The following is a 17,956-nucleotide window of genomic DNA, read 5'->3' as shown; positions in this document are numbered from 1 at the left end:
CAGCAGGAGGCATCGCGGCCATGCGCCAGCCAGACCGTATTATCCGCCTGAACACCGTCCTTGACCGCACCGGCCTGTCCCGGTCCACCATCTACCGCAAGATCGCCGAAGGCACGTTCCCGCCCCAGATCAGGATCAGCGTCAATGGCGCGGGCTGGCGGGAATCCGACATCAACCAATGGATCGCCAATCCTGTGGCGTGGCGGCCCGGAAGCGGGCGTGACCTCGATGGCGTCTGATCGCGGCGCGCGCTCCCGCGCCCGGCGCGTCAGGCCGCCCGCGGCATCGGAGCAGCTTGAGGCGCTGTTGGGCTATTCGTGGCCGTTCCCCGGCCGGCCGCCCAAACATGACCTGTCCACATGGACCGTCACCGACGACTGGCCCCATCCCGTTCCGGTCACAGAGGCCGAGATCGAGGTGTTCGAGCAATGGTTTGGCGACATCTTCGATGAACTGTTTGGCTCCAAGGGCTAACACCTCGGGGATTTGAAATCGGCGTTGAAATCCGCCTTCCAATAGATTACATGTAGTCATACATGACCACATGTGGAGGGCGCAATATGCTGACCATCAACCTCAGAGACGCTAAGGCCGGATTTTCCAGCCTTGTGGATGAGGCCGTCAAAGGAAAGATCGTGACCATCACCCGCCATGGCAAACCCGTCGCGGCACTGGTCTCGGTCGAGGCGGCGGAGATCGCCCGCAAGGCGCTCGAACGCAAACGGGCAGGTCTTGTCAGCTATCTCAGGACATTCCCAGGCGGAGAGTTCCCGCGTAACCGCAAACCATCGCGGGATGTCGAGCTTTGAGCGGTTTTCTTCTCGACACCAACGTCGTCTCCATGCTGGCGCCGTCGAAGTCGGAAGCATCCGCTGACTTCCTCACCTGGCTGGACCGCATGGACGGCGACGGCCGGTTATTCCTGTCGGTCGTCTCCATCCATGAAATCGAGAAGGGAATCGCGCTCCTCGACCATAAGGGGACAACGGCGAAGGCCGCGAGCCTGAAAGCATGGCTCAGTGGTCTCGTCTCCACATACGATGACAAGATCATTGGCTTCGACGCGCAGGCTGCCGCAATCGGCGGGCGGCTGGAAGCGAAGGCGCTTGCGGCCGGTCACGACCCCGGCATGGCCGATGCTGTGATTGCCGGTATCGCCGCAGCGCATGAACTCGTCATCATCACCCGCAACACGAAGCATTTTGTGCCATTCGGTATCGCCGTGTTGTCGCCGAACGAGGCAACTGCCCAAGGAGACCCGGCATGAGCGCTGCCTCTTCCACGATCCCCCTGCGCGCCGCCCTTTACCTGCGCGTCTCGACGGCGCGGCAGGCCGAGCATGACGTGTCCATCCCCGATCAGAAGCGCCAAGGCGAAGCCTATTGCGAGGCGCGCGGCCTGCAACTGGTCGAGACCTATGTGGAGCCCGGCGCGTCGGCGACTAATGACCGCCGGCCAGAGTTTCAGCGCATGATCGAAGCAGGCACGTCCAAGCCCGCGCTGTTCGACGTGGTGGTAGTTCACAGCTTCTCGCGCTTCTTCCGCGACCATTTCGAGCTTGAGTTCTACGTCCGCAAACTGGCGAAGAACGGCGTCAAGCTGGTCTCCATCACGCAGGAGATGGGCGACGATCCGATGCACGTCATGATGCGGCAGATCATGGCCCTTTTCGATGAATACCAGTCGAAGGAAAACGCCAAGCACGTCATCCGCGCCTTGAAGGAAAATGCGCGGCAAGGCTTCTGGAACGGCTCGCTTCCTCCTATCGGCTACCGTGTAGTCGCGGCCGAGCAGCGCGGGGCCAAGACCAAGAAAAAGCTGGAGATCGACCCGCTCCACGCCGACACGGTGCGGCTGATCTATCGCCTCGCGTTGGAAGGCGACGGCACGACCGGCCAGATGGGCGTCAAGAACATCGTCTCCTATCTCAACAGTCGCCGCATCTTCACCCGTGACGGCGGGCGCTGGGGCATCGGTCAGGTTCACCGTATCCTGACCCGCCGCACCTATATGGGCGAGCATGAGTTCAACAAGCGCAGCAAGACCAAGGAACTGAAGCCGGTCAGCGAGATCGTGGTGGTAGAGGTTCCGCCGATCATCGACCGCGAGACGTTCGACACCGTGCAGGCGCTATTGAAGGCCCGCAACCCGAAGGTCACGCCATCCGCCGTCATCAGCGGCCCCACGATGCTGACCGGCCTGATCCATTGCGCCAAGTGCGGCGGGGCCATGACCATCCGCACCGGCAAGGGCGGGCGCTACCGCTACTATGCCTGTTCCATGAAAGCCCGGCAGGGGCCGACCGCCTGCGAGGGCATGGCCGTGCCGATGGACAAGCTGGACGATCTGGTCGCCAGCCACCTCGAAGACCAGCTTCTCCAGCCCGAGCGGCTGGAAATGATTCTTGCCAGCGTCCTCGACCGGCGACAGGAGCAATCCGAGCGCCGCCGCGAGCATATAGCCGAACTGAACAAGCGTGCATCCGAATCGGAACTACGGCTGAAACGCCTCTACGACGCCATTGAAGCAGGCGTGGCCGACATCGACGATCCCGCCCTCAAGGACCGTATCGACGGCCTCAAGGCCATCAGGGACCAGGCGAAGGCCGACGCCGAGCGCGCCCAAGCCATGCTCGACAACTCCGGCTCCAAGGCCATCACCCCGCAGATGGTCCGCACCTTCGCCAAGACAGCCCGCCAGCGCATCCGCCTCGAAGGTGGCGGCTACCGCCGCGACCATCTTCGCGCGCTCGCCCAGCGGGTCGAGGTCGCGGACGGCGAGGTTCGGATCATGGGATCGAAGACGCGGCTACTTCAGGCGCTCACCGCGAAAAACGGCGTAAACTCAGTGCCCACTCAGGGACTGAAGTGGCGGAGAGGGAGGGATTCGAACCCCCGATACGGTTGCCCGTATGCCGCATTTCGAGTGCGGTGCATTCGACCACTCTGCCACCTCTCCGCAGAGCCCGGCACAGGACGGCCGGACGCATGGTCGGCGCCGCTTCTAGCGGAGAGTGTTGCCGCCGACAAGCCCGCATCGGCCCCCGTCCCCGACGGACGGGCGCGCCTCACACCGCCCGCAGATGCCGCAGCGGACGCCCAGGTGCCAGGGCCTGGGCGGCGGCGAGGATGGCGGCGGTGTCCACGCCATAGTGGCGGTAGAGGTCGGGCAGGCTGCCGGACTGGCCGAAATGCTCCACCCCCAGCGCCCGCATGCGGTGGCCGCACACGGCGCCGAGCCAGCCGAGGGTCGCCGGGTGGCCGTCCACCACGCTGACGATGCCGCAATGGCGCGGCAGCGGCTCGAGCAGGCGCTCGATGTGGCTGCGGGCGGAATGGAGGCCGCGCTCGCGGGCGCGGCCGGCGGCGGTCCAGCCGGCGTTCAGCCGGTCCGACGAGGTCACCATGAGCAGGCCCACGTCGCGCCGGTCCTCGGCGAGCAGCGCCACCGCGGCGATGGCCTCGGGCGCGAGCGCGCCCTGCACCGCGATCACCACCTCGGCATTGGGGCCGGGCGGGCGCAGCCAATAGGCGCCGTCCACCATGTGCCGGCGCTGCTCCTCGCTGAACTGGCGCGCCGGCTGCTCCAGCGGGCGGGTGGACAAGCGGAAATAGACCGAGCCGCCGGTCTCGTCGCGCAGCCAGTTGGCCTCGTCCGCCTCGCCGTCGCCCTCGCGCTGCACATAGTCGAAGGCGAACTGCATCAGCACCGCCAGTTCGTCCACGAAGCACGGCTCGAACGCGGCGAGCCCGTCCTGCGCCATGCCGATCAGCGGCGTGGAGATGGACTGATGCGCCCCGCCCTCGGGGGCCAGCGTGATGCCGGACGGGGTCGCCACGACGATGAAGCGGGCGTCCTGGTAGCAGGCATAGTTCAAGGCATCGAGCCCGCGGCAGATGAAGGGGTCGTACAGCGTGCCCACCGGCACCAGGCGGGCGCCGAACAGCGAATGGGAAAGACCCAGCGCCGAGAGCAGCAGGAACAGGTTCATCTCGGCGATGCCGAGCTCCATGTGCTGGCCCTTGGGCGAGAACTGCCAGGAGAAGGTGGAGGGGATCTTCTCGCGCTTGAACACGTCGGAGAGCTCGCGCCGGGCGAACAGGCCGCGCCGGTTCACCCACGGTCCGAGATTGGTGGAGACGGTGACGTCCGGCGAGGTGGTGACGATGCGCGCGGCCAGCGCGCCGTCGCCCTTCGCCAGCTCCTGCAGGATGAGGCCGAAGCCCGCCTGGGTGGAGAGCGTGGCATTGGGCGGCGGGGCGATCTCCGGCACCGGCAGAGCGGGGGAGGAGAAGCGCCGGCGGCCCTCGCGGGCGAACGGCACCTGCTCGAGGAAGCGCTCCATCTGGGCGGGCGGCACGGCGAGGCCCTCGAACGGGTCGAGCTCGTGGCCCGGCCGCACATTCATGGCGGCGCGCAGCTCCTCCATCTGGCCGGCGGTCATCAGGCCGGCATGGTTGTCCTTGTGGCCGGCGAGCGGCAGGCCGTAGCCCTTGACCGTGTAGCAGAGGAAGCAGACCGGCCGGTCGTGGGTGATGGCGTCGAAGGCGTCCATCAAGGTGGTGAGGTCGTGGCCGCCGAGATTGGTCATGAGCGCGGAAAGCTCGGCGTCCGAGCGCCGCGCGATCAGGTCCGAGACCTCGCCCTGGTCGCCGAGGTCGTCCATCAGGCGCTTGCGCCAGGCGGCGCCGCCCTGGAAGGTGAGGGCGGAATAGTCCGGGTTCGGGCACTCGTCGATCCAGCGCTTCAGCGCCTGCCCGCCGGGCTCGCGGAACGCCGCCTCCTGGAGCGCGCCGTACTTGACGATCACCACCTGCCAGCCCATGGCCTCGAAGATGCCGACGAAGCGTTCGTAGAGCCCTTCGTGCACCACGCCGTCGAGGCTCTGGCGGTTGTAGTCCACGACCCACCAGGTGTTGCGCACGTCGTGCTTCCAGCCCTCCAGCAGCGCCTCGAAGACGTTGCCCTCGTCGAGCTCGGCGTCGCCGACGAGCGCGATCATGCGGCCCTTCTTGCGGCCGCCCGCCAGGCCGTGGGCGTGCACATAGTCCTGCGCCAGGGAGGCGAACAGCGTCTGGGCGACGCCGAGGCCGACCGAGCCGGTGGAGAAGTCCACGTCGTCGTCGTCCTTGGTGCGCGAGGGGTAGGACTGGGCGCCCTTGTAGCCGCGGAAATTTTCCAGCTTCTCGCGGCTCTGGAAGCCGAGCAGATACTGGATGGCGTGGAACACCGGGCTCGCATGGGGCTTCACCGCCACCCGGTCCTGCGGTCGCAGGACATGGAAATAGAGCGCCGTCATGATGGTGGCGAGCGAGGCCGAGGAGGCCTGATGGCCGCCCACCTTGAGCCCGTCCTCGCTCGCGCGCAGGTGGTTGGCGTTGTGGATCATGTAGCTCGCCAGCCAGAGCGCCTTGCGCTCCAGGGCGGCCAGGATGTCGATGTCGCGTGCCATTGCGCTGGTCCTCGGCCCTTCCTTCGGCCCGCTCCGGGCCGGCCGGCGCGGCGCCGGCATGGCGGCCAGTCTAGCGCGGGCACGACGGCGCTTTTCGCCGATTTGTGCTGGACAGAGCGTGTTTGGTGCACGATTCTGGTGTTTGAACGATCCAGAAAGACGGAAAAGTGCGTCTTGATCCGGCTGACAGAAAAATCCTCGCCGCCCTCCAGCGCGACGGGCGGGCCAGCATCGCCGACATTGCCGGGGAGGTGGGGCTCTCGCCGTCCGCCTGCCTGCGCCGGGTGAAAGCGCTGGAGGAGACGGGGCTGATCGCGCGCTACGTGGCGGTGCTGGACCAGCGCAAGGCCGGACTGCCGGTCAGCGTCTTTGTGTCCATCAAGCTGGAGCGCCAACGGGAGGACGCCCTCGACGCGTTCGCGGCCGCCATCCGTCCCTGGCCGGAGGTGCTGGAGTGCTACCTCATGACGGGGGCGCGGGACTACCTTTTGCGGGTGGTGGCGGCGGACCTCGACGCCTATGAGAGGTTCTTGAAGCAGAAGCTGACCCGGGTGGAGGGCATCGCCTCCATCGAGAGTTCCTTCGCGCTCGAACAGGTCAAATATTCCAACGTGTTGCCCCTGCCCTGAGGGGCGTGGGAGACGGCGCGATGGCGATCCGGGTGGGCATAGGCGGATGGACGTTCGAGCCCTGGCGCGGGGTCTTCTACCCCGACGGCCTGGTCCAGGCGAAGGAGCTGTCCTTCGCCTCCAGGGCGCTGCAAACCATTGAGATCAATGGAACATTCTATCGCAATCCGACGCCGAAGGCGTGCGCCGACTGGGCCCGCCAGGCGCCCGAGGGATTCGTCTTCGCGCTCAAGGCGCCGCGCTATGCCACCAACCGCCGGGTGCTGGCGGAGGCGGGGGAGAGCGTCGCGAAATTCATCGACAGCGGCATCGCCGAGCTCGGCGACAAGCTCGGCCCCATCAACTGGCAATTCGCGCCGACGAAGGCGTTTCTTCCCGATGACTTCGCGCGCTTTCTCGCTCTTCTTCCCGGCACATGCGGCGGCCTCGCGCTGCGCCATGCGGTCGAGGTGCGCCACCCGACCTTTGCCTGCCCCGAATTTGTCGACCTCGCCCAAAGGCACGGCGTCGCCGTCGTGTTCGCCGATCACGAGACCTATCCCGCCATCGCCGACGTGACGGCGCCCTTCACCTATGCCCGGCTGATGACGGCGCGGGAGGAGGTGGAGACCGGCTACGATGCCGGAGCCCTGAATCGCTGGGCCGCGGCCGCCGGGGACTGGGCGCGGGGCCGGGTGCCGGAGGGCCTGCCGGTGTGCGGTGCCGGCCCGGCGCCGGCAGCCGGCAAGGGCGCCGAGGGCAAGACGGCGCAGGGCAAGACGGCGCAGGGCAAGCCGGCAAAAAGCAAGGCGCCGGCCGATGCCGCCCGCGACGTGTTCGTGTTCCTGATCAACGGGGCGAAGGTGCGCGCCCCCGCGGGGGCGATGGCGCTCCAGAAGCTGGTGGACGGCTGAGGCACGGCGCCGGCGGCGCGGACCTCCGTCCCTGTCCGGCAAGGCGAGAGGGGCTCGTCCCGCCCTCAGATATAGTCCACGAACGAGGCCAGCTCGTCCTGGGAGAGGTCGCGCATCTCGGCCAGCGTGTAGGTGTCGAGCACGGTGCCGATGGCATCGCGCACCCGCACCATCAGGAGGCGCACCTCGCACCGGGCCAGGTTGCAGTCCTCGCACGGCTCGTAGGCGTTGCGGCTGGCGCAGGGCAAGGGCGCCAGCGGGCCGTCGAGCGCGCGGATCATCTCGCCGACGATGATCTCCTCCGGCGCGCGCGCCAGGCGGTAGCCACCGAGCTTGCCCTTCTTGCTGGACAGAAAGCCGGCATTGCGCAGCTCGCCCAGGATCACGTCCAGGAACTTCTTGGGAATATGGTTGGTCTCGGCGATGTCGGCGACCTGGGTCGACGCGCCGGGGGGCAGGCGCGCCAGGTGCACCGCCGCCTTGAGCCCGTATTTTCCTTTTTTCGTCAGCATTCAGAGCCCCTTCGAGGGCTTATGGTGAAGCCGTCGCCTCAAGTCAACAAGGTTGAGCCCCCGGCGCCGCGCGCGCCGGGCCGGCGCTCAGGCGCCGCCCTCCGCCAGAGGCGGCCCGGGCTCCGGCTTGGCCTCATAGCGCGCCATCAGCGGCGCCTGGGCCATCGCGAAGGCGAAGGTGAGCGGCAGGTAGCCGAAGGTCTTGAAGGAGACCCAGGTGTCGGTGGAGACCGAGCGCCAGACCACCTCGTTGAGCGCCGCCATGAGCAGGAAGAACAGGCCCCATCGCACGGTCAGCTTGTGCCAGCCTTCGTCGGTGAGGTTCACCATGCCGTCGAACACATAAGGCAGCAGCGGCTTGCGGAACGCCAGCCCGCCGAACAGCGCGAGGCCGAAGACGGCGTTGAGCAAGGTCGGCTTCAGCTTGATGAAGTGGTCGTCCTGGAGCCACAGCGTGAGCCCGCCGAACACCATCACCACCAGCGCCGAGACCAGGGGCATCACGGCGATGCGCCGCGCCAGCACCCACATGGCGCCGAGCGCGAGCACGGTGGCCACCATGAACACGCCGGTGCCGAAATAGATGCCGCCGTAGGAATTGCCGACGAAGAACAGCACCAGGGGGCCGATCTCGAGGGGGATCTTCACCCAGGGGTTCATTTTCCTGGGCGGGGCCGCGGCGGCCTCGGTCATGATGGCAGGTCTCCGGAAACGCTGGAACCGTGGCGGCAGGTGCCGCCGGAACCTCTCATTTGGCGCCTGGACGCGCGACAATCAAGTGCGGTGCCGGTCCTGGGCTCCCGGACCGGCGTCGGCAGGCCGGGACGGCGGAGCGCCCGCCGCGCCGCCCGCGCATGCCATGGCCCATGGCGGCGCCAAGGGGGGACGGCGCGAGAGGGCTTCCCGCCGAGGAGGCGCGACGTCGCCCGCCTTTCACTTGCCCGGCGGCAGGCAGGAGACCAGCTCCGGTCCCTCCTTGGGCACCCGCTCGCGCAGCCGCGCGGCGAGCCGCTGGAGATTGGCGGTGGGCTTGCCCGCGTCGCGCCGCAGCGGATTGGGCAGCATCACGGCGAGCAGCGCCGCCTGGCCGGCATTGACCTGCGCCGCCGGGATGCCGAAGGCGCGCCGCGCGCCCGCCTCGACGCCGATCTCGCCGTCCGGCCCCCATTCGGCGATGTTGAGATAGATCTCGATCATCCGCTCCTTGCTCAGCACCAGGTCGAGCCACATGGCGAGCGGGATCTCGATCGCCTTGCGGATCAGCTCCCGGCCCGGCCACAGGAACAGGTTCTTGGCCACCTGCATGGGGATGGTGGAGGCGCCGCGCGCCTCCTCGAGCTCGTCCGCCTTCTCGATCGCCTGGCGGATCTCGCCGAGGTCGACGCCGGGATGGTGGCAGAAGTTCGCGTCCTCCGAGGCGATCACCGTGCGCACCAGTACCGGCGACATCCGCGACAGCGGGGTCCAGATGCGTTCCACCCGCTCGCCCTTGATCCAGCGCCCGAGCATCAGCGTCGAGACCGGGTTCACGACCGTGTAGAGCACCGAGAGCACCAGCGGGACGGCGATGATGATCAAAATCACGCGCAGCAGCAGGCGGATCACGTTCCGGCCTTTCCGTTGGCGCGCCCGGCGCTTCCGCGCGCAGTGTCTTGACCTCGCCGCCCCGATCGGGCACCGGGAGCGGCGAAGTCAAGCTTCGCATTCGCCCCTGCGTCAACCCCCGGCCCCGCCACCGGTTCCCCCTTTCGCCAAGGCCATCCCGTGAACAGCCTCCTCGCGCAACGCCTCGACGCCGCCGCCGCCCGCGCCGAGGCGCGCCTGTCCCGCGCCCTTGCGGACGCGCCCGCGGATGGCGAGCGGGCGCGGCCCGCGCGGCTGATGGCGGCCATGCGGCACGGCACGCTTTCCGGCGGCAAAAGGCTGCGCCCATTCCTGGTGATCGAGAGCGCGGCGCTGTTCGGCATCGCGCCGGAGGCGGCGGCGACCGCGGCGGCGGCGGTGGAGTGCGTCCACTGCTATTCGCTGATCCACGACGACCTGCCCGCCATGGACAATGACGACCTGCGGCGCGGACGGCCCACGGTCCACCGGGCCTATGACGAGGCCACCGCCATCCTCGCCGGCGACGGGCTGCTGACCCTCGCCTTCGACTTGCTTTCGGGCGAGGACGCCCATGCCAGCCCCGCGGTGCGCATCGCCTTGGTGCGGGCGCTGGCGCGAGCGGCGGGGATCGGCGGCATGGTGGGCGGGCAGATGCTCGACCTCGCGGCGGAAGGGCGCTTCGACGCCGGCCGGCCCCTGGCGCTGGGGACCGACGCCATCGGCGAGCTCCAGGCCATGAAGACCGGCGCGCTGCTGCTGGTCTCCTGCGAGGCCGGGGCGATCCTGGGCGAGGCGGAGGCGGGGGCGCGCGCGGCGCTGTCCGCCTACGGCCGGGCGCTCGGCGCGGCATTCCAGATCGCCGACGACATCCTCGACGTGGAGGGCAGCGTCGAGGCGACCGGCAAGAGTGTCGGCAAGGACGCGAAGGCCGGCAAGGCGACGCTGGTGTCCGCCCTCGGCCTTCATGCGGCGCGGGCCGCGCTGGCGGGCCTGGTGGCGCAGGCCCAAACCGCGCTCGCCCCGTTCGGCCCGCGCGGCGCGGTGCTCGCCGCCGCCGCCGACTTCGTCGCCGCCCGCAAGAGCTGAGCGGCGGGGCAGGGGCCCCGTCGCGCCTTGGGGAAACGCTCCCGGCCTCGGAAACGCGTGCTCGGGCGCGCCCTTGGGGGCGCGCAAGCGCGGCGGCGGCTCAAATCGATTCAGATTCGCGCAAATTCCGGCTAGATGTGGCGCGGCGCGCGCCCGCGGCGGGCGCCGCGCCGGACGGGAGGAGACAAGAATGACCAAGAAGATCGCGCTGGTGACCGGGGCCGGCTCGGGCGTGGGGCGCGGCGTCGCCGTGGCGCTCGCCCAGGCGGGCTATGCGGTGGCGCTGGCCGGCCGCCGCGCCGATGCGCTCGCGGAGACCGCCGCCCTGGTGCCCGGCGCCGACATGCTGGCGGCGCCCACCGACGTGACCGATCCCGCCTCGGTGAAGGCGCTGTTCGACGCGACGGTGGAGAAGTTCGGCCGGCTCGATTTGCTGTTCAACAATGCCGGCACCGGCGCGCCGCCCGTATCGCTGGAGGAGCTCACCCTCGCCCAGTGGCGCGCGGTGGTGGACACCAATCTGACCGGCCCGTTCCTGTGCACCCAGGAGGCGTTCCGGGTGATGAAGGCGCAGGCGCCGCGCGGCGGGCGCATCATCAACAACGGCTCGATCTCGGCGCACGCGCCGCGCCCGTTCTCGGCGCCCTACACCGCCACCAAGCACGCCATGACCGGCCTCACCAAGTCCACCTCCCTGGACGGGCGCGCCTACGACATCGCCTGCGGCCAGATCGACATCGGCAATGCCGACACCGTCATGGCCCAGCGCATGAAGGCCGGCATCCTGCAGGCCGACGGCTCCACCAAGGTCGAGCCGGTGATGGACGTCGCCCACGTGGCGAGCGCGGTGGTCTACATGGCGAGCCTGCCGCTGGAGGCCAACGTGCAGTTCATGACCGTCATGGCCACCAAGATGCCGTTCATCGGCCGCGGCTGAGGGCGCGTCTCACAAGGCCGAATGGTCCTTCACCGCCGCGGCCAGCGCCGGCTTCAGCTCGCGGAAGCGCGCGTCGAGCGCGGCGGGGTCGGCGCGGTTCAGCGCCACCATCTGCGCGCGCTGCTCGCTCAGGCGGCGCACGTCGAGGGCGTCCGCCTCCATGCCGGCCACGAGCGCGGCCGCCACCTCCTGCGCGGTCTCCTTGACGAAGCCGAGGTCGGGGCCGGCGCGCGAGGTCCTCATCATCGGCGTGTCGGTGGCGGAGGGATAGAGCGTGAGCACGTGCACGCCTTCGCCCAGGAGCTCGCGCCGGAGCGCCTCGCCGAAATGGGCGAGGCCGGCTTTGACCGCCGCATAGGTGGCGTAGAAGGGCACGCCCACCAGCGCGATGCCGGAGGCGACGTTGACCACCATCGCATCGCCCGAGGCCCGCAGCGCCGGCAGCGCGGCGCGGGTCAGCAGGATGGGCGCGAGGAGGTCCACCTCCACCATGGCGCGGATCTCCGCCGCGCCGGTCTCCTCGAGCCGGCCGGCGCGCACGGCGCCGGCATTGTTGACCAGCACGTCGAGGCCGCCGAGGGCGGCCAGCGCCGCTTCGAGCGTCGCCGCCCGGCCGGCGTCGCTCGCCACGTCCGCGGCGAGGCCCCGCGCGCCGGGGCCGAGGGCGTCGAGCGCGGCGGCGAGGGCGTCCGGCCGCCGTCCGGTGACGAAGAGGCGGGCGCCCTTCTCCTGGAGCAGATGGGCCGCGGCGAGGCCGATGCCGCTGGTGCCGCCGGTGATCAGGACGCGCTTGCCGTCGATCTGCATGAGAAGGCTCCCGCCCGCGTCAGGCCGCGGAATAGTTGGAGGGGAACAGAGCGCGCTGGGTTTCCTCGTCCATCTCCTGCTTGAAGGCGTGGCCGGAGCCCACCAGCCGCGCCCGCGCGGCGGCGGGCCGGGCGCTCACCGCCGCGTGCCAGCGGGCGATGTGGGGATAGGCCGCCAGCGGCTCCTCGCTGCCCGGCAGCACCGCCTTGGCGCGCTCGATCCAGCCCCAGGCGGACATGTCGAGGATGGTGTAGTCGTCCCCCAGCAGGAACGGACGGCCGTCGAGCCGCGCGTCGAGGATGGCGTAGTGGCGCTCCGCCTCGCGCCGGTAGCGGTTGACGGCATAGGCCGGCTTCTCCGGCGCCATGAGCTGGAAATGCACCGCCTGGCCCGAATAGGGGCCGAGCCCGGTGGCGATGAAGAACAGCCAGGAGAGCATTTCCGGCCGGTCCTGCGGACGGCCGAGGAAGGCGCCGGTCTTCTCGGCGAGGTAGATGAGGATCGCGCTCGAATCGAACACCCGCGCCGGTGCGCCGCCGGGCCCGTCGGTGTCGACGATGGCGGGCAGCTTGCCGTTGGGGTTGATGGCGCGGAAGGCCGGGTCGTGCTGCTCGCCCTTGCGGGTGTCCACCGGCACCACCTCGTAGGGCAGGCCCGCCTCCTCCAGGAACAGCGCGACCTTCAGGGGATTGGGGGTGGGGTGGAAATAGAAGCGGATCATGGGGTCCTTCCCGGCGTGTGGATGGCGGCATCTCGGTTCCCGCCGCCGCGCGCAAGGCGCCGGGTGGCTGGACCTGTATTTAGAGCGTTCGATCTAAAATGACGCGGCGCCGCGCGCTTGACAAGCCCCGGGGCGGGCGTCCGGCCCGGCCGGCGCCGGCTCTCCCAGCCGCTTTCTTGAGTTTCCAAGCATTTGCTCTAGAATTCCGCGATGATCGCCTGCTTGCCCCTTTTCCACAGGACCGCGTCCTGATGGCCCGGCCCCGCGCCTTCGACGAGGCGGCGGTGCTCGACGCCGCCGTCGACTGCTTCTGGTCCAAGGGCTTCGAGGCCACCTCGGTGCGCGACCTCGCGGCGCAGATGGGGATCACCGGCGCCAGCCTCTACAACGCCTTCGGCGACAAGCGGGCGCTCTACGAGCAGGCGTTCGCGCGCTATGTGCGCGAGGGCGTGCATGCGCGCATCGCGCGGCTCGAGGACCTGCCGCCGCTCGAGGCCATCGAGACCTTCTTCGCCGAGGTGGTGGCGAACGCGCTCGGCGATCCGGCGCGCAAGGGCTGCTTCCTGGTGAACGCCACTTTGGAGCTGGCGCCCCACGACCCGCGGTTCCGGCGCCTGGTCGAGGAGGTGCTCGGCGCGATGCAGGGCTTCTTCCGCCGCCAGGTGGAGAAGGGCCGGGCGCTGGGCGTCGTCACCGCGACGGGCGAGGCCGACGAGCTCGCCGGGATGCTGCTCGGCCAGCTGTTGGGCCTGCGCGTCCTGTCCCGCGTCGATCCCTCGCCCGCGCGGCTCGAGGGCATGCTGCGCCCGCTCTTCGCCTTGCTGCGGGCGCCCTGAGCCGCGTCAGCCGCGCGACAGGCCCTGGCGCTCCAGCTCGGCGAGATAGGCGGCGAAGCGCGCCTCCTGCTCGCGCCCGAGCGCATGGAGCAGCGGCCAGGTGTAGATCCCGGTGCCGTGGCCGTCGTCGAACTGGAGCCGCACCGCATAATTGCCCACCGGCTCCACGGCGGCGATGCGCACCCGGCGCTTGCCGGGCACCGTGATCTTCTCGTCCGGCGCGTGGCCCTGCACCTCGGCGGACGGGCTCTCGACCCGCAGATATTCCGCCGGCAGGGTGAAGGCCGCGCCGTCCTCGAAGGTCACGGCGAGCGCGTGGCGGTCCTCGACCACCCTCAGCTCCGTGGGCCAGGTGTCGTCGGCGGCGGGCGGGGCGCTGGACTGCGAAGGGGCCACGGCTTGGCGCTCCTGTGTTGCATGGCAGCACGCATTTGTGCGGCTTTGCGCCTACCCATCGGCGCGGCGCATACGATATATAGACGACGCGCCCCGTCCGCACGCTTTACCGCTGTCGGGCAGCAGACCGGTTCTAACCGGCGGCGAAGGGGCGGGGGGAGACGTGAGGAGCGCAAGTTTGGACCGCAAGGCAAGCATGCTCAGGGACCTGATCGACCGCCCGGCCGGCGCCGCCCAGCAAAGCGCGCCGCTGGTGGACACGTTCGGCCGCGCCGTCACCTATCTGCGCGTCTCAGTCACCGACCGCTGCGACTTCCGCTGCGTCTACTGCATGGCGGAGCACATGACCTTCCTGCCCAAGCAGGACCTGCTCACGCTCGAGGAGCTGGACCGCCTGTGCTCGGCCTTCGTGCGGCGCGGTGTGCGCAAGCTGCGCCTCACCGGCGGCGAGCCTCTGGTGCGGCGCGACGTGATGACCTTGTTCCGCGCCCTCTCGCGCCACCTGGAGAGCGGCCTCTTGGACGAGCTGACGCTCACCACCAACGGCTCCCAGCTCGCCCGCTACGCCGCCGACCTCGCCGCTTGCGGCGTGAAGCGCATCAACGTCTCCATCGACACGCTGGACCAGGACAAGTTCCGCGCCATCACCCGCTGGGGCGACCTCGGCAAGGTGATGGAGGGCATCCGCGCCGCCAAGGCGGCGGGCCTCCAGGTGAAGATCAACGCGGTGGCGCTCAAGGACGTGAACGAGCACGAGATCGCCACGATGATGGCCTGGGCGCACGGGGAGGGGCACGATCTCTCCCTCATCGAGGTGATGCCGCTCGGCGAGGTGGGCGAGGAGCGCGTCGACCAATATCTGCCGCTCTCTGAGGTGCGCGCGCGGCTGGAGCAGCGCTTCACGCTGACCGACATCGCCTACCGCACCGGCGGCCCGGCGCGCTATGTGGAGGTGAAGGAGACCGGCGGGCGGCTCGGCTTCATCACCCCTTTGACCCACAATTTCTGCGAGGGCTGCAACCGGGTGCGCGTCACCTGCACCGGCACGCTTTATATGTGCCTCGGCCAGGAGGACGCCGCCGATCTGCGCGCGCCGCTGCGCGCCGCGCCGGACGACGCGCGGCTCGACGCCGCCATCGACGAGGCGATCTTCCGCAAGCCCAAGGGCCACGACTTCGTCATCGACCGGCAGACCCGCCAGCCGGCGGTGCGCCGCCACATGAGCATGACCGGCGGCTGAGCCCGATCCTCGGGCAGAGAGCGGGCCGCGGGTGTGCGCCGCCGGGCGGCGGGCGCCGCGCCCGACCGCCCGCATCCGACGGAGCCTTCCCCCACGCCGCCCGCTCCCCAGGGGTTGAGCGTTCCACCAAGGCGGGATGGCGCCTTGGGGAGCGGGGGATGACCGCCTGACCCCCGGCGCTGCCCGAGGGGCCGATTGCGGCGCCTCCATGTCGGCGCCATGCCCCTGGCGCCGGGCTCGCGGCCAAGATCCAAGGAACACGCAGGACGCGGCGCGCGCAAATCGGGTACATGATCTCGGCGGCTGCTGCGTGCAGCGCCGATCCTTAGGAAACCATTCACCTTTCCGGTTCAGGGACGGGTCGAGGCGAACGCCGCTCCGGCGCCGCCGGGTCCCCGCCGGAAGCGGCGGCCGTCATGCCTTTCTGCGCTCCCACACCCTGCGATCCCATGCGCCCCAGAGCGATCGGTCCTCTGCCCTTCGAGCCCGCCCTCGCGCCCGCGACCGCGCGCGCCGTGGAGGCCCGGCCGTGAGCGGCCCGTCGCATGTCCGGGGCATGGTCTCCATGGTGGTGTCCATGGCCCTGTTCATCACCAACGACACGCTGCTCAAGGTGACCATGCACGAGGTGCCGCTGGGCCAGGCCCTGGCGCTGCGCTCGCTGTTCGCCGGCGTGCTGCTGCTGGCGCTGGTGGCGCGCGCGGGGGAGCTGGGGCTGGTGCTGCACGCCTTCCGGCCGCAGGTGCTGGCGCGCTCGGGGCTCGATACCCTGACCACCGTGCTCTATGTCGGCGCACTGGGGGTGATGCCCATCGCCTCCACCACCACCATCTACCTCTCCGCGCCGCTCATCACGGTGGCGCTCGCGGTGCCCCTGCTGGGCGAGCGCGTGAGCTTGCCCCAGTGGTGCGCGGTGTTCGTCGGCTTCACCGGCGCGGTGATCGTCATGCGGCCGGATCCGGCGACGTTCCAGTGGGTGGCGCTGCTGCCGCTGGTCGCGGCCTTGAGCGGGTCGCTGCGCGACATCGTCACCCGCGGCATCGCGATGGAGATTCCGGGATCGGTGGTGGGTGTCTCCACCACCCTGGTGCTCGGCCTGGTGTGCGCGCTGTCGGCGCCGTTCGAGCCCTGGCGGGTGCCGTCCGCGCTCACCGTCGCGCAGCTGGCGGCCTCGGCCTTCACCTTCGCGCTCGGCACGCTGGCCCTGGTCTACGCCTTCCGCAGCGCGCCGGTGAGCCTGATCTCGCCGCTGCGCTACGTCCTGGTGTTCGGCGCCATCGTCTCCGGCTACACGGTGTTCGGCGATTTGCCCGACCCGTTCGCCGCGCTCGGCATGGTGCTGGTGGTGGGGGCGGGGCTCTATTCCATCAATGCCGAGCGCCGACGCAGCCGCCGCGCCGGCCGCGCGGACGCGGCCGGGGCGCCCGCCTGCCCGCCCGCCGCCCTCGCCGCGCCCAAGGACTGAGGCTTTTAAAACATGTTCATAGATCTGATTTTCAGAGCTACGGTTTTCTAAGATCTAACTGCGGGTTTTTTGCCTGAGGTTTGCATATTGTCAGTCTGTGCCCACCAACGTTGCCGGATAGGCCTAGGAGGCCAATACTCTTGGAGCCGCTCCCGCCGTCGTCGAATGTGTGAAACTCTGTGGCTCGGTACATGATGGCAGTGGCTAGATGAATGGAATCTGGAGTCGTAAGTTTTTTGTCGCCGAATTGACTTGAATGGCGCTGGTAATGGTCTCGAATGTCGTGCGCCATCGCGGCGACTTTGGTGTCCATGCCAATGCGCGTAATTCGCTTCATAAAATCATTGAAGAGCCGCTCCATGCCAACCGGTAGCCTGCTTTGCAGAACCTCAACCGTTGTCAGCGTGGAAGTGATTAGTTTTACCTCGCGACGTTTGAAGCGTTCTATAACCTCGCGAACGCCGTCCATTTCTCCAGTTTTACGCTGCTCGTCCTTGATCCAAGCCAGAAATAGGCAGGTATCCCAATAGTAGATGGGTTCAGCGCCAGCCATCGCGGAGCTCCCGCACAAACGCTTCGCTGCTAAGATCGCCCGTTGCGTTAGGTGCCCGACCGCGCAAATCCTCCCAATCTGGCAAATCAGATGCTATCGGGAAGGCCTCAATTTCCACCACAGATACTTGATGTGGAAAAAAGGCACCTGCCCGATAGCGTAGTGTTCCCTGCACTTCGACCCGCCTGCCGACGGCTGCGACAGCATCATCCAGAAGCCGGGTTGGAAAATGGCAAATGACTTTACGTGGCCCGACGTCCGGATAGATATGAAACACATTGGCTCCGTCGTGAAGATTTATTTGCTCCAACATCCCTTCAATGGAGCCGCGGCATTCTTCATCGACGGCCAGTGCTTTTTCTACGTCACTTAAAATTTTTGGCGTGAGGTCGAAGGTGTGATCTCTAAAAACAAGAGCGGAACTCTTGACTGTCCGTCCAACCGGGCGCGTCAATCCACGTATATCTTCCAGCAAATCGGCGTCCAGGACAGATAAGTCGCCACCATGGTTGATGGTTGTTGTTAGTCTTTCCAGATTTCCAATTAAGATGGAGCCGAAATAAGAAGCATTAGGGAGGGGTTGTGGTTCCAAAACAACTCTAACGGGACTGTTATAAGATAGCTCCGCAATTCTCAAATAGGTCGTCGTTTTGCCATTAGCTTCTTTATCAATCTTAGAAATTGTTGCGTTCAAATTTTGCAATTGTGCCACAAACGCGCTGAGTCGGACCCTGCCCTCGTCCTCAGGCAGCCCCTCGATTATCAGCGTGATCCAGTCATTGTCGCCCATAAATTGCACCACAATCCTGAGAGGCTGGTCCGAT

The 17,956-nt window shown here is 68.3% G+C and carries 21 protein-coding genes, 1 tRNA gene and 1 pseudogene; 12 read left to right on the top strand and 11 right to left on the bottom strand.

The window, feature by feature from the left end; genetic code table 11:
• The first annotated feature begins 20 nt into the window (after nt 1-20).
• The 5 genes and pseudogenes from ABLE88_RS05215 to ABLE88_RS23795 form a co-directional block, all read left to right on the top strand.
• The gene (locus ABLE88_RS05215) at nt 21-239 is read left to right on the top strand and encodes a helix-turn-helix transcriptional regulator (protein ID WP_348830382.1); all 219 of its coding nucleotides are present in this window, start codon (nt 21-23) and stop codon (nt 237-239) included.
• Nucleotides 229-474: a hypothetical protein gene (locus ABLE88_RS05210; RefSeq protein ID WP_348831089.1), complete on the top strand. Its 246-nt coding sequence runs from the start codon at nt 229-231 to the stop codon at nt 472-474. Before ABLE88_RS05215 ends, ABLE88_RS05210 begins: the two co-directional genes overlap by 11 nt.
• Before the next feature lie 86 nt (nt 475-560).
• Entirely contained in the window at nt 561-809 is a 249-nt protein-coding gene (locus tag ABLE88_RS05205) for a type II toxin-antitoxin system Phd/YefM family antitoxin (RefSeq protein WP_348830381.1), read from the top strand.
• Nucleotides 806-1,267: a type II toxin-antitoxin system VapC family toxin gene (locus ABLE88_RS05200; RefSeq protein ID WP_348830380.1), complete on the top strand. Its 462-nt coding sequence runs from the start codon at nt 806-808 to the stop codon at nt 1,265-1,267. The genes ABLE88_RS05205 and ABLE88_RS05200 overlap by 4 nt, the downstream gene beginning before the upstream one ends.
• Nucleotides 1,264-2,304 (top strand): annotated as a pseudogene (locus tag ABLE88_RS23795) (recombinase family protein); the annotation flags it as partial. The gene ABLE88_RS05200 and the pseudogene ABLE88_RS23795, both read left to right, overlap by 4 nt.
• 189 nt (nt 2,305-2,493) lie before the next feature.
• Here the strand turns inward: ABLE88_RS23795 and ABLE88_RS23790 are convergent.
• From ABLE88_RS23790 to ABLE88_RS05185, 3 genes are all read right to left on the bottom strand, one after another.
• On the bottom strand, nt 2,494-2,739 hold the full coding sequence (locus tag ABLE88_RS23790) for a hypothetical protein (protein WP_510182850.1): 246 nt from the start codon (nt 2,737-2,739) through the stop codon (nt 2,494-2,496).
• Between the two features lie 129 nt (nt 2,740-2,868).
• Nucleotides 2,869-2,958 (bottom strand) — tRNA-Ser (locus ABLE88_RS05190).
• A gap of 109 nt (nt 2,959-3,067) precedes the next feature.
• Nucleotides 3,068-5,452 (bottom strand): thiamine pyrophosphate-binding protein, encoded by a 2,385-nt coding sequence (locus tag ABLE88_RS05185; protein WP_348830379.1) that lies wholly within the window; start codon nt 5,450-5,452, stop codon nt 3,068-3,070.
• 167 nt (nt 5,453-5,619) lie between these two features.
• Here ABLE88_RS05185 and ABLE88_RS05180 point away from each other — a divergent pair, with 167 nt between their 5' ends.
• Nucleotides 5,620-6,081: an Lrp/AsnC family transcriptional regulator gene (locus ABLE88_RS05180; RefSeq protein WP_348830378.1), complete on the top strand. Its 462-nt coding sequence runs from the start codon at nt 5,620-5,622 to the stop codon at nt 6,079-6,081.
• Nucleotides 6,082-6,101: 20 nt separating this feature from the next.
• Complete coding sequence (locus tag ABLE88_RS05175) at nt 6,102-6,974, top strand: DUF72 domain-containing protein (protein WP_348830377.1); 873 nt, start codon at nt 6,102-6,104, stop codon at nt 6,972-6,974.
• A gap of 65 nt (nt 6,975-7,039) precedes the next feature.
• Here the strand turns inward: ABLE88_RS05175 and ABLE88_RS05170 are convergent, their stop codons facing one another.
• The 3 genes from ABLE88_RS05170 to ABLE88_RS05160 all read right to left on the bottom strand — a co-directional run bounded on the left by ABLE88_RS05170 (nt 7,040) and on the right by ABLE88_RS05160 (nt 9,091).
• The gene (locus ABLE88_RS05170) at nt 7,040-7,486 is read right to left on the bottom strand and encodes an RrF2 family transcriptional regulator (protein ID WP_348830376.1); all 447 of its coding nucleotides are present in this window, start codon (nt 7,484-7,486) and stop codon (nt 7,040-7,042) included.
• Between the two features lie 87 nt (nt 7,487-7,573).
• On the bottom strand, nt 7,574-8,179 hold the full coding sequence (locus ABLE88_RS05165; protein WP_348830375.1) for a septation protein A: 606 nt from the start codon (nt 8,177-8,179) through the stop codon (nt 7,574-7,576).
• Between the two features lie 240 nt (nt 8,180-8,419).
• A complete protein-coding gene (locus ABLE88_RS05160; protein ID WP_348830374.1) occupies nt 8,420-9,091 on the bottom strand; it encodes a biosynthetic peptidoglycan transglycosylase in 672 nt (223 codons plus the stop codon).
• Between the two features lie 159 nt (nt 9,092-9,250).
• Here ABLE88_RS05160 and ABLE88_RS05155 point away from each other — a divergent pair, with 159 nt between their 5' ends.
• Nucleotides 9,251-10,177, top strand: a complete 927-nt coding sequence (locus ABLE88_RS05155; protein WP_348830373.1) for a polyprenyl synthetase family protein — start codon at nt 9,251-9,253, stop codon at nt 10,175-10,177.
• Between the two features lie 190 nt (nt 10,178-10,367).
• Nucleotides 10,368-11,114: an SDR family oxidoreductase gene (locus tag ABLE88_RS05150; RefSeq protein WP_348830372.1), complete on the top strand. Its 747-nt coding sequence runs from the start codon at nt 10,368-10,370 to the stop codon at nt 11,112-11,114.
• A 9-nt stretch (nt 11,115-11,123) separates the two neighbouring features.
• Here ABLE88_RS05150 and ABLE88_RS05145 read toward each other — a convergent pair whose 3' ends face one another.
• Together ABLE88_RS05145 and ABLE88_RS05140 are read right to left on the bottom strand one after the other, a co-directional pair.
• The gene (locus ABLE88_RS05145) at nt 11,124-11,921 is read right to left on the bottom strand and encodes an SDR family NAD(P)-dependent oxidoreductase (protein WP_348830371.1); all 798 of its coding nucleotides are present in this window, start codon (nt 11,919-11,921) and stop codon (nt 11,124-11,126) included.
• 19 nt (nt 11,922-11,940) lie between these two features.
• On the bottom strand, nt 11,941-12,642 hold the full coding sequence (locus ABLE88_RS05140; protein WP_348830370.1) for a glutathione S-transferase family protein: 702 nt from the start codon (nt 12,640-12,642) through the stop codon (nt 11,941-11,943).
• A gap of 251 nt (nt 12,643-12,893) precedes the next feature.
• Between ABLE88_RS05140 and ABLE88_RS05135 the strand changes: the two genes are divergently transcribed.
• Nucleotides 12,894-13,478 (top strand): TetR/AcrR family transcriptional regulator, encoded by a 585-nt coding sequence (locus ABLE88_RS05135; protein WP_348830369.1) that lies wholly within the window; start codon nt 12,894-12,896, stop codon nt 13,476-13,478.
• A gap of 6 nt (nt 13,479-13,484) precedes the next feature.
• Here the strand turns inward: ABLE88_RS05135 and ABLE88_RS05130 are convergent, their stop codons facing one another.
• Nucleotides 13,485-13,874 (bottom strand): gamma-butyrobetaine hydroxylase family protein, encoded by a 390-nt coding sequence (locus ABLE88_RS05130; protein WP_348830368.1) that lies wholly within the window; start codon nt 13,872-13,874, stop codon nt 13,485-13,487.
• Nucleotides 13,875-14,070: 196 nt separating this feature from the next.
• Between ABLE88_RS05130 and moaA the strand changes: the two genes are divergently transcribed.
• Both moaA and ABLE88_RS05120 read left to right on the top strand, forming a co-directional pair.
• A complete protein-coding gene (moaA, locus tag ABLE88_RS05125) occupies nt 14,071-15,114 on the top strand; it encodes a GTP 3',8-cyclase MoaA (RefSeq protein ID WP_348831088.1) in 1,044 nt (347 codons plus the stop codon).
• Nucleotides 15,115-15,643: 529 nt separating this feature from the next.
• Nucleotides 15,644-16,579 carry a DMT family transporter gene (locus ABLE88_RS05120; RefSeq protein WP_348830367.1) on the top strand — a complete coding sequence of 312 codons (936 nt, stop codon included), beginning with the start codon at nt 15,644-15,646 and terminating at the stop codon, nt 16,577-16,579.
• A gap of 37 nt (nt 16,580-16,616) precedes the next feature.
• Here the strand turns inward: ABLE88_RS05120 and ABLE88_RS05115 are convergent, their stop codons facing one another.
• Both ABLE88_RS05115 and ABLE88_RS05110 read right to left on the bottom strand, forming a co-directional pair.
• The gene (locus tag ABLE88_RS05115) at nt 16,617-17,132 is read right to left on the bottom strand and encodes a type II toxin-antitoxin system VapC family toxin (RefSeq protein WP_348830366.1); all 516 of its coding nucleotides are present in this window, start codon (nt 17,130-17,132) and stop codon (nt 16,617-16,619) included.
• A complete protein-coding gene (locus ABLE88_RS05110; RefSeq protein ID WP_348830365.1) occupies nt 17,119-17,922 on the bottom strand; it encodes a hypothetical protein in 804 nt (267 codons plus the stop codon). The genes ABLE88_RS05115 and ABLE88_RS05110 overlap by 14 nt, the downstream gene beginning before the upstream one ends.
• Between the last annotated feature and the right edge of the window lie 34 nt (nt 17,923-17,956).

This window comes from Xanthobacter luteus, from assembly GCF_040049235.1.
GTDB lineage: Bacteria > Pseudomonadota > Alphaproteobacteria > Rhizobiales > Xanthobacteraceae > Xanthobacter.
Note: the sequence above shows the minus strand (reverse complement) of the source record. Positions and strands in the feature narration are given on the sequence as shown.